Raw genomic sequence first — 11,156 nt, 5'->3', positions numbered from 1 at the left:
CAACATATTTTCCACGTGGATAATAAAATAATTAGGCAAACTGTCCGGTTTCTGGTAAAAATAGGCGCGTTGATTAATATTCGGGAAAATTCGAACTATGACAGAAAGAAAGCAAGGCCGTAGAAGTGCTGAAGCCGCTGAGCAAACTAAGTGCCTGATTCTAAGAGTCGCGGCAGATATGTTCTGTGAGTTAGGGTACGAACGTGTCTCGCTTCGAAACATCAGTGAGAAAGCTGGTGTGTCCCATAGTTTGATTCGCCACCACTTCGGCAGCAAAGAGAAAATCTGGCAAGCCGTTAGTGATGGCATGGACGAATTCATGCAAAGCTACATGGCGCAGTTGGTAAGCGAAATGCCAGCGAATACGCCATCGAATCAAAAAATCTACCTGTTCATGGTAAGAATGCTAGCGTTTGCACTCGTTAACCCTCACCCAGTTCAAATGATTGCCGATGCGATTCGCCAAGGCGACGATGCATTGCTGCAATACTTCTTACGATCAAAAGATGAGTTCGCGGCAATCTTTACCGACCTATTTGCTGACTACAACGTTGAATACCCAGAGCATCGTATTGACCAATGGGAATCAAAGTGGCAGATGCTGGTGTTTGCACATGGTGCGATTAGCCTAGCGCCTATGATGCAAGAGACGTGGCCAGAAGATGCAGACAATCGCGAGAAAATGCTGATCAACCACTGGGAATTGTTCAATACCATCATGGCAAGTCAGTTTAGCGTGAACAAAGAAGACATGATTCACCCAAGCAAGCTGAGTGAAGTTGTGATTGAAATGTGTTGCCCTATCGAAGAGCTCACTGCATAAGTTGAGCTTTCAAAAGAACATAAAAAATGCCGAGCACTGAGCTCGGCATTTTTGTTTGTGTTTATCGATTCAGAAAAAAAACGAAGAGGAATCGACTTTAAAGTTGCTTCGACACTGCAGTTACACAGCGCGTGGGAGGTAGATTCCTAGTCTCGCTTTGGCTCGCTGGAATGACGAGCTTTAATTAACCACGGTAGTAGCGTTGTGGTACGAACGGCATTTTTTCTACCGTCATTGGTAGCATCTTGCCACGTACTTCTGCAAACAGCTCTGTACCGATAGCCGCTAGATCGGCACGCACGTAACCCATTGATACTGGCTTACCTGCATTAGGGCCTGCTGTACCACTGGTTACTACGCCAATCTTGTTGCCATCTGCATCGTACAGCTCAGCGCCTTCACGAACTGGCGCCTTGGTTTGACCAACCAAGCCAATACGCTTACGTGCAACATCTTTCGTTTCGATCTGCTTAAGAATGATGTCAGCACCAGGGAAGCCACCTGCACGTTCGCCATCAGCGCGACGTACTTTTTGGATGCCCCATAATAGGCTTGCTTCAACAGGCGTTGTTGTTGTGTCTAAGTCATGACCGTACAGACACAGACCACATTCAAGACGAAGTGAGTCACGAGCACCAAGGCCAATCCACTCTACTTCTTCTTCACCTGTGAGTTTACGAGCAAGCTCTTCTGCTTTGTCCGCAGGAACAGAGATTTCGTAACCGTCTTCACCTGTGTAACCACTACGAGAAACAATGCACTCAACGCCCAGTAGTTCAACTTTGCGAACATCCATAAACAGCATCTCTGCTACTTCTGGTGCGAAACGCGCTAGTACTTCTGCCGCTTTAGGGCCTTGAATCGCAAGCAGTGCGCGGTCATCAATGATCTCTAGCTCGATGCCAGAAGGAAGATGCGCCTGAAGGTGTGCAATGTCTTGCTCTTTACATGCTGCGTTCACGACAACAAACAGATGATCGCCAAGGTTAGCCACCATCAAGTCGTCCATGATGCCGCCCTGCTCATTAGTAAAGAAAGCATAACGCTGCTTGCCCGCACCTAGGTCAACAATATCAACCGGAACCAGTGTCTCTAAGAACGCTGCTGCACCATCACCAATCAAACGAAGTTGACCCATGTGAGAAACATCGAACAGACCTGCTGCATCACGAGTGTGTAAGTGTTCTTTCTTTACGCCTAGTGGGTATTGAACTGGCATGTCGTAACCCGCGAACGGGACCATCTTTGCGCCTACTTCTACGTGAAGTGCATGCAGTGGTGTTTTCAGAAGTTCTTGAGTCATTTTCGTCTCCATTTAGATAGACCCGATGATGCTGTCGGCATTCGTTGTGTTTCCAATAATAAACACGCTTGATTCAATTTTGCACGAACAAGACATCACTCGACTTTCAAAAGTGTGACTTTTAACATTTTAATCACAACAGAACGCACAAAAAGGCGCTCTGTTGAGTGAAATATCATCAACAGAGCGCCATCATAACGCATTCAAAACCGATAGCAAACGTTTGCTTTCACTATAGGAAATTTACAACTATTTATCACTATTTGGCAGTCACCCACAAAATGTGCGCGTCTTCCTCACTCACACTGGTCAACATATGACCCATGTTCGCATCGTAATACACACTGTCGCCTTCGCTTAATATAACAGGCTCATAGAACTCAGAATAAAACATCACCTCACCTGATAAGATGAGTAAAAACTCTTCCCCATCATGACGAACCCAGTCTTTGTATTCGTCAAAACTACGGGCACGAATTTGGCTCTTAAAAGGCATCATTTTCTTATTGGAAAGTTGAGTCGCCAACAGCTCGTGTTCGTAGGTTTGGGTTGGGTGTGGTTTACCCTCTTTTTTCTTGGTTACATCCCTGCGCCCTGTCGCGACCTTTTTTCTCGGTGGTTCAAACAGTTGCGGCATATCAATTTGCAAACCATGCGCTAATTTTTGCATCGCTTGGAACGTTGGAGAAATCTGTTCATTCTCGATCTTACTTAGCGTAGAACGCGCAAGGCCAGTTCGTTGGCTCGCCTCTTCTAACGTAATACCAAGTTTAGAGCGGATATCTTTAATGCGCTGACCGAGCTTAAGCGGTTCAATATTCTGGTCTTGCTGCTCTTTCGCCAACGTCATTGACGGGTATTCATCGTAAATACTTTCTGCCATAAATCCCTCTGTAAATATCCTTTATTCCTTCCTATTAGCATTGTGCATGAAGCCTATAGTGGATAAAAGTCCACCGAGTTAATTAAAGCGTGCTCTTGTTAACAAAACCAGAAATCTCGTTTCCTATAGGAAATTTTTGGTTGATTGTTCGTGCCGCAAGCGCTATGTTACCAACTTGTTAGATGTAGAGATGCACATTTCCGTAAGAGATTGGACAAGAGAAACCACAATCCGACGGAGTTTTGCCCACTTATTCGGGCCCGAAAGTTCACTCTGTTCTGCTATGCAGTTCAGCTGTTTTGAGGACAAATGAGCCACCATCGCAATCAAACAACTATTTCACTGCGGGTTCATTTTAAGATTTGGAAGGTCAACTACCATGAACAAGAGTTACCCTAACCACAGCTTGGAAAACTTTTTCTCTACCAACCTCTCTGCGACAGATGACGCTGTCTTTGCTGGAATTCAGGCAGAATTCGCTCGCCAAAACGAACAAATCGAACTTATCGCTTCTGAGAACATCGTGTCTAAAGCGGTAATGCAAGCTCAAGGCACATGCCTAACAAACAAATACGCTGAAGGTTACCCAGGTCGCCGTTACTATGGTGGTTGTGAGCACGTAGATACAGTGGAAGCCATTGCTATCGAACGCGCGAAAAAACTTTTCAATTGTGAATACGCAAACGTTCAACCACACTCAGGCGCACAAGCAAACGGCGCAGTAAAACTGGCACTACTTCAGCCTGGTGACACCATTCTAGGTATGTCTCTAGACGCAGGTGGCCACCTAACACACGGTGCACGCCCTGCACTTTCTGGAAAATGGTTTAATGCAGTTCAATACGGCGTTGACCGCGAAACACTAGAAATCAACTACGAAGACGTTCGCCAACTGGCCCTTGAGCACCAACCTAAAATGATCATCGCAGGTGGTAGTGCAATTCCACGTACTATCGACTTCGCTAAATTCCGTGAAATCGCAGACGAAGTAAACGCGATTCTTATGGTCGACATGGCGCACATCGCCGGTCTTATCGCAACAGGCGCGCACCCTAGCCCGCTTCCTTACGCACACGTTGTTACGACTACAACGCACAAAACATTGCGTGGCCCACGTGGCGGTATGATTTTGACCAACCACGAAGACATCATTAAGAAAATCAACTCAGCAGTATTCCCAGGTCTACAAGGTGGCCCACTGATGCACGTGATTGCTTCTAAAGCAGTGGCGTTCGGTGAGGCGCTTGGTCCTGAATTCAAAACTTATATTGATTCAGTGATCAACAACGCAAAAGTCATGGCAGAAGTATTGCAAACTCGCGGTTGCGATATCGTAACTGGTGGTACAGACACGCACTTGATGCTGGTTGACCTTCGCCCTAAAGGCTTGAAAGGTAACAAAGCAGAAGAAGCACTAGAGCGTGCAGGCATCACATGTAACAAAAATGGCATCCCATTCGACACAGAGAAGCCTATGATTACATCGGGCATCCGTTTAGGAACGCCTGCGGGTACAAGCCGCGGCTTTGGCGCTGAAGAATTCAAACTCATCGGTAATTGGATTGGTGACGTACTGGACGGTTTGGTGAACAATCCTGAAGGTGACGCAGAAGTAGAAAAACGCGTACGCAAGCAAGTGAAAGAGCTTTGCAGTCGCTTCCCTCTTTACCAGTAAACGATTTTTTATATCAGAATAAATCCTGACAAGTTATTTGGAGATTAAGCAATGGACAAAACACTGAAGTTTACAGATAGCCACGAGTGGGTACGTGACAACGGTGACGGCACAGCAACTATCGGTATTTCTGAGCACGCTCAAGAAATGCTAGGTGACGTGGTATTCGTTGACCTACCAGACGTGGAAGATGAAGTCGAAGCAGGCGAAAGCTTTTCTTTGGTGGAATCTGTAAAAGCGGCTTCAGACATCTACTCACCAATCACTGGTGAAGTAGTTGAAATCAACGAAGAGCTAGAAGACAGCCCAGAGCTAATCAACGAAGAACCATACGAAGGTGGTTGGATTGTGAAAGTGAAGCTTTCAAACCCATCTGAGTTGGAAGACTTAAAAGATGCGGAAGAATACCTAAGCTCTATCGAAGAAGAGTAATTAGGATGAGACGAAAGCTGTCCCCTTAACACCAAGTGGGCAGCTTTTTTTCTAGGTTCGGACGTATAATTTAGATTATCAGTAGCGTTCATCCGTTACCCGAACCAAGGAGTAGGTAAAGGACAATGACTGAATTACTTCAAAGCCTCAGCACACAAAACGAGTTCGTTGCTCGCCACAACGGACCAAACAAATCTGACAAACAGAAAATGTTGGAAGCGATCAACGCAGTTAGCCTAGATTCGCTTATCGACGAAACCGTACCAGCACAAATTCGCCTAGAGCAACCAATGAGCTTGGCAGAAGCGAAAAGCGAAGCAGACATGCTGGCAGCAATGCGTGAGTTCGCCGATCAGAACCAAGTTAAACGTACATTCATTGGTCAGGGTTACTACAACACCTTCACGCCAAACGTAATCCTACGTAACGTGATGGAAAACCCAGGCTGGTACACCGCTTACACTCCTTACCAACCAGAGATCTCACAAGGTCGTCTAGAAGCCCTTCTAAACTACCAACAAATGGTGATGGATCTTACCGGAATGGAAATCGCGAACGCGTCATTGCTTGATGAAGCAACGGCAGCCGCAGAAGCGATGACACTTTGTAAGCGCGCGGGTAAGAGCAAGAGTAACGTATTCTTCGTTGCTGACGACGTTCACCCACAAACCATCGAAGTGGTAAAAACTCGTGCGAAATTCATCGGCTTTGAAGTCCTAGTCGGTTCACTAGAATCACTGCCAGAGCAAGACGTATTCGGCGCACTAGTTCAATACCCAGGTACAACGGGTGAAGTTCGTGACCTAACGGACATCATCGCAAAAGCGCAAGCAAACAAAACGCTAGTAACGGTAGCTACTGACCTATTGGCTTCTGCCCTACTGAAACCTGCGGGTGAAATGGGTGCAGACGTAGCAATCGGCTCAGCACAACGTTTCGGCGTACCTATGGGTTACGGCGGTCCACACGCAGCCTTCATGGCAACACGTGACAAGCACAAGCGTACAATGCCAGGTCGTGTAATCGGTGTTTCTATCGATACCAACGGCAACCACGCACTGCGCATGGCAATGCAAACGCGTGAGCAGCACATCCGTCGTGAAAAAGCGACATCCAACATCTGTACCGCTCAAGCTCTACTAGCGAACATGGCGTCTTTCTACGCGGTTTACCACGGCGCAGAAGGTCTACGCACCATCGCTCGTCGTACGCACCACATGACGGCTATCCTAGCTGCTGGTCTAACGAAAGGCGGCTTCGAGCTTGCTCACAACAGCTTCTTCGACACCATCACCATCAATACTGGTGCACAAACTGAATACCTATACGCGAAAGCACTGGCAGCAGACCTTAACCTACGTAAGTTAGGTACTCAGCTAGGTGTGAGCTTCGACGAAACCACAACCGTGGCAGACGTAGAAGCGCTATTCGCAGTATTCGGCGTGAAAGAAGAAGTGGCAGCACTATCCACTGAAATCGCAGGCAACGAATTTGCAGCGATTCCAGAAGCACTGCGCCGCACAACAGAATACCTAACGCACCCTGTGTTTAACACGCACCACAGCGAAACGCAGATGATGCGTTACCTAAAACAGCTAGAGAACAAAGACTTCTCGCTAACGCACGGCATGATCCCACTGGGCAGCTGTACAATGAAGCTGAACGCAGCAGCAGAGATGATCCCAGTAACTTGGCCTGAGTTTGGTTCAATCCACCCGTTCGCACCAGAAGAACAAGCAGCCGGTTACGCAGCGCTAGCAAAAGATCTGAAAGAGAAGCTATGTGAAATCACAGGCTACGATGCATTCTCACTGCAACCAAACTCTGGTGCATCGGGTGAGTACGCAGGTCTTATCGCGATTCAACGCTACCACGAAAGCCGTGGCGAAGGTCACCGCAACGTATGTTTGATCCCAAGCTCTGCGCACGGTACTAACCCTGCGACAGCGTCTATGGTGTCAATGAAAGTGGTTGTGGTTAAGTGTGATGAAGAAGGCAACATCGACGTCACTGACCTAGCAGCGAAAATCGAGAAGCACAAAGACAACCTATCAAGCATTATGATCACTTACCCTTCTACGCACGGCGTATACGAGGAGCAAGTGAAAGAAGTGTGTGAAATGGTTCATGCAGCGGGCGGTCAGGTTTACCTAGACGGCGCAAACATGAACGCACAGGTTGGTCTAACAACGCCGGGCTTCATCGGCTCAGACGTTTCTCACCTAAACCTACACAAAACCTTCTGTATCCCACACGGTGGTGGCGGTCCGGGTATGGGCCCTATCGGTGTGAAATCGCACCTAGCGCCTTTCCTACCGGGTCACATTGAAAACGGTGCAGACGGCGAAAACTTCGCAGTATCCGCAGCGGATATGGGTAGCGCATCTATCCTGCCTATCTCTTGGGCTTACATCGCAATGATGGGCGAAGCTGGCCTAACAGACGCAACGAAAGTAGCGATTCTGAACGCAAACTACGTGATGGAGCAATTGCGCCCTCACTACCCTGTTCTTTACCGTGGCTCTAACGGCCGTGTAGCGCACGAATGTATTATCGACATTCGTCCACTAAAAGAAGAAACAGGCATCAGCGAAGAAGATATCGCGAAGCGTCTAATGGACTACGGTTTCCACGCACCAACCATGTCGTTCCCTGTAGCGGGTACGCTAATGGTTGAGCCAACGGAATCGGAAGACCTAGAAGAGCTAGACCGCTTCTGTGATGCGATGATCGCAATCCGTGAAGAGATGACGAAGGTTAAGAATGGTGAATGGCCGCTAGATAACAACCCGCTTGTTAACGCGCCACACACTCAAGTTGACCTAGCGAAAGATGAATGGGATCGCCCATACTCTCGCGAGCTTGGCTGCTTCCCTTCTAAAGCAACCAAATCTTGGAAGTACTGGCCAACAGTAAACCGCGTAGATAACGTATACGGCGACCGTAACCTAATCTGCTCGTGCCCAAGCATCGACAACTACGAAGATTAATTTTTGTAGAATCTAAATAGACAAAGGCGAACCGATTGGTTCGCCTTTTTGTTGGATGAGGATTATTTATAGAAATAATGAAAACTGAGGAGTTTTATTAATCAGATAAATTATATTCAACGACTTATATTACATTGCAAAAAACCTTACCTCAGAACAGGTGCGCCTATGAGAATCGTTACCTACCTCAAGAAGCGCAGAGCATAAATGCTATGCTGCTGAGGTGAAAACAGATTTTTCTTTACAAATATCTTCGTATGATTCTAAGTAACTAGGATCGATTATTGGCCATGACCTAAACATTTGAAGCTTCGTTAAATCTTGTTCAATATTTAATTTAATAAGCCTTTTAGCATCATTTACTTGACCTAAAAGAATGTAAGCACAGATCTTTACATGATCTGAAGACTCATTTGCTACGACTGTTCTTAGTTTTATCTTATCTACATCCTTACCTGAAAACTTAGACGCGGCTTGGGAGTTCAAAATCAAAACATGTTTTTCATTAGACTCTTGAATTCTATCTAGATTATTTTCCACGAGAGCTAGTAACTTTGAATATTCTTTTTTCTTTAACAAAATAAAAGATTTATTTGTTAGATATGAGTCTGTACTCATGCCAGATTTATAGCTCCTTTCACACATTTCTAATGCTTCATCTACTTTTTCCTCATATAAAAGTATTTCTCTCATTAAGCTTTGATATTCGAAGGGTGCGATGGAATCTTTTATTCCTTCAACATACTCACGGCAAAATTCAGAGTCACGGAGATTGTGAAGGCCTAAGTTAACAATTTTTTGCCCTAACTCATAAGAATCTTTACACTTGCTTGCAGATATCAAATGTTCTCTAAATGAATCGAAATCCTTATCTACATTAAAACTTAAAATTGCTTGAATAACTCTGTAGCTAGCTAATCTATCTTTTTCCTCTAGGTCAACAACTGAAGGAGAGCTCAGATAATTCTGCAAACTTTTCTTATGGTCGACTTCCTTATCGGCGGTTGATAATAGGTCTATATATATTCCACATATATAATCTAATAGGTTTCTTTTTCTACTCAAACGAGAAGATTTATAGCTTTCCATTATGTCATCTAATGTGTCTTTGAGAGCATTTGGAATAAAGCGTTTAACCAAAGTGTTATTACGTATTCTATAACAGTTTATGTGATTACGATTAATCAACTTTGATTTTCTATCAATATCTTCTACTTCAGCCTTTAACTCTTTAACCGACTTTTGGTCCTTTGGATTACTGTGCTTTATAGCAAGTGCATCAAGTTTTAATAACCATGCGCTATTGTCTAGTGAAGGATCGAGAGTCAGGCTTCGTTCTATTATTTTTAAAACCTCATCTATATTAAAAGCTGGCGCATCAGAACTTCTAATATCTTTTATTGCCCTTCTAACCACGTGATTATTAAAAGAGTACACATTTTCAAACCTTTCAACAAATGGTTTAAGAAACTGACACGACTCGTTTAGAGCATCATAGAGACTAGCTTTTAATATGTAATATTCATTGTTAAACTCATCAAGAGAAATTAGAGTATCACAATATTTAAAAGCATCTTTTTTATGCCCCATCACATCAGAAATATATACAAGCTTTCGCAGGTATCTAATTTTCAAATGCGAACTTTCAGCATTTGAAAGGTGACTCTCTGCTAATGATTTTGCATACTCATACTTTTCAGATTTAACTAAAGTATCTATCTTTAAAAGAAAGTTAAACTCAGATTCCGATATATGACCAACATCATTCTCATCGGTGTTGTTTAACTCTCTAATTGAGTTTGAGATATCTAATTCATTCTTGTGTTTTTTCAGGTTTTCTATGTCTTCATAAATATATTGAGAAGACAAAGCTAATCCACACTTATCTCTAGTAAAGCTTTCTACAATTCTTTCTTGTTTTGATTCTGACAAATTGTCTTTAATTGGTAACGTGCCTTTAACTTTGTGATGAATCTCAGCGAGGACATGGTCAAAGCCCTCAATTTCAACCCAATACACACGCTCTCGCCAGAGTAATTTACGTAATTCTGGGCTTATTTCATCACCAGCTCTCACACACCAATAGATGCCATTTTTGAAGTATTCTTCAGTTTTCAATAAGTGATTAATCACATCCATTATTGAACGATCGTGACCCGCGTACCCTATCACTATTAACCCATACTCTTTAGAAAACTCAATAAACTTGTTCTTTATGTTTGATTCTAGTGACTCAGTTTCGCGTAATGTAGATTTTATATCATCAAATAAGTAATCACCGTGTAGCTTAATAATTTTTGGCCTTGTAGAGCTAATACTAAGCGACTGCACGCTAGAATCATGCGCACAAACTAACGGGCGATGATGTGAGAATTGGTAAAACGCCTCATTGATTAGATCATCGAAGTTTGTAGTGAAAATTGTATCAAAGTAACGATCATTAGCGTTTGCGAGAGAAGCAAGGTAGGCATATCCTATGGATGGAATTGCTCTATCAACCTGCATTTCTACAAATCTTCTTCGCTGGGAAGGTAGGTCAAACTTTTTCTCAAAGAGAGCTGAGTACTCATTAGCCTCTGTATACCATGCCCCCTCCTTCGAAATTAAGTACTCTTTAGCTTTTTCATCACTCTCAAATGGCTCGCGACTAAACATCTCATATAAATCTTTTCTCCATTCTTTAACTAGATCTTGTCCACTCCTTATCCCAGAGGTGACAGATGCTCCAGCTCCAAGTAAAAGGCTGTAGTTTGGACAAGTTTCACTAACTCGAGTCTTAAGGTATGAAGTTAAATCTTTAACGCTGCGCTCTTTATGGGACAGTTCTTTTCTTAAATCGTTATATTCCATTGTGCATCTCGATGATATTACATTTGGGCATATTAAATAGGCAAGAAGTCTATTTAAAGAACTAGGAAGAAAAAATGATATATGTCATAGTTCATTGATTATTATGTGGAATTTACCAAAAAATATAGTACGAGGATTGCCACGAACAGTTCAGCCTAAATACTAACTCCCTAGCACACTTCCTGAGATTCCTAGTCTCG

Annotated in this window: 7 protein-coding genes; 4 read left to right on the top strand and 3 right to left on the bottom strand. The window is 43.9% G+C overall.

Annotated elements, in window-relative coordinates; genetic code table 11:
• Window positions 1–97: 97 nt before the first annotated feature.
• Entirely contained in the window at window positions 98–823 is a 726-nt protein-coding gene (locus ITG12_RS19295; protein WP_005441953.1) for a TetR/AcrR family transcriptional regulator, read from the top strand.
• Between the two features lie 184 nt (window positions 824–1,007).
• On the opposite strand, the gene gcvT is transcribed toward ITG12_RS19295, so the two are convergent.
• Together gcvT and ITG12_RS19285 are read right to left on the bottom strand one after the other, a co-directional pair.
• Window positions 1,008–2,126: a glycine cleavage system aminomethyltransferase GcvT gene (gene gcvT / locus ITG12_RS19290; RefSeq protein WP_038870869.1), complete on the bottom strand. Its 1,119-nt coding sequence runs from the start codon at window positions 2,124–2,126 to the stop codon at window positions 1,008–1,010.
• A gap of 259 nt (window positions 2,127–2,385) precedes the next feature.
• Complete coding sequence (locus ITG12_RS19285; protein ID WP_050912958.1) at window positions 2,386–3,009, bottom strand: XRE family transcriptional regulator; 624 nt, start codon at window positions 3,007–3,009, stop codon at window positions 2,386–2,388.
• 379 nt (window positions 3,010–3,388) lie between these two features.
• Here ITG12_RS19285 and ITG12_RS19280 point away from each other — a divergent pair, with 379 nt between their 5' ends.
• From ITG12_RS19280 to gcvP, 3 genes are all read left to right on the top strand, one after another.
• The gene (locus ITG12_RS19280; protein ID WP_248874751.1) at window positions 3,389–4,684 is read left to right on the top strand and encodes a serine hydroxymethyltransferase; all 1,296 of its coding nucleotides are present in this window, start codon (window positions 3,389–3,391) and stop codon (window positions 4,682–4,684) included.
• A gap of 51 nt (window positions 4,685–4,735) precedes the next feature.
• Window positions 4,736–5,116: a glycine cleavage system protein GcvH gene (gene gcvH, locus ITG12_RS19275; RefSeq protein ID WP_248874749.1), complete on the top strand. Its 381-nt coding sequence runs from the start codon at window positions 4,736–4,738 to the stop codon at window positions 5,114–5,116.
• Window positions 5,117–5,241: 125 nt separating this feature from the next.
• The gene (gcvP, locus tag ITG12_RS19270) at window positions 5,242–8,106 is read left to right on the top strand and encodes an aminomethyl-transferring glycine dehydrogenase (RefSeq protein WP_248874747.1); all 2,865 of its coding nucleotides are present in this window, start codon (window positions 5,242–5,244) and stop codon (window positions 8,104–8,106) included.
• A gap of 210 nt (window positions 8,107–8,316) precedes the next feature.
• Here the strand turns inward: gcvP and ITG12_RS19265 are convergent, their stop codons facing one another.
• Window positions 8,317–10,956 carry an SIR2 family protein gene (locus tag ITG12_RS19265; protein ID WP_248874745.1) on the bottom strand — a complete coding sequence of 880 codons (2,640 nt, stop codon included), beginning with the start codon at window positions 10,954–10,956 and terminating at the stop codon, window positions 8,317–8,319.
• Window positions 10,957–11,156: the final 200 nt, after the last annotated feature.

The sequence above is a fragment of the Vibrio sp. ED002 genome (genome assembly GCF_023277445.1).
In the GTDB taxonomy this organism is placed as follows: domain Bacteria; phylum Pseudomonadota; class Gammaproteobacteria; order Enterobacterales; family Vibrionaceae; genus Vibrio; species Vibrio jasicida.
This window is presented reverse-complemented; position numbering and strand designations above follow the sequence as displayed.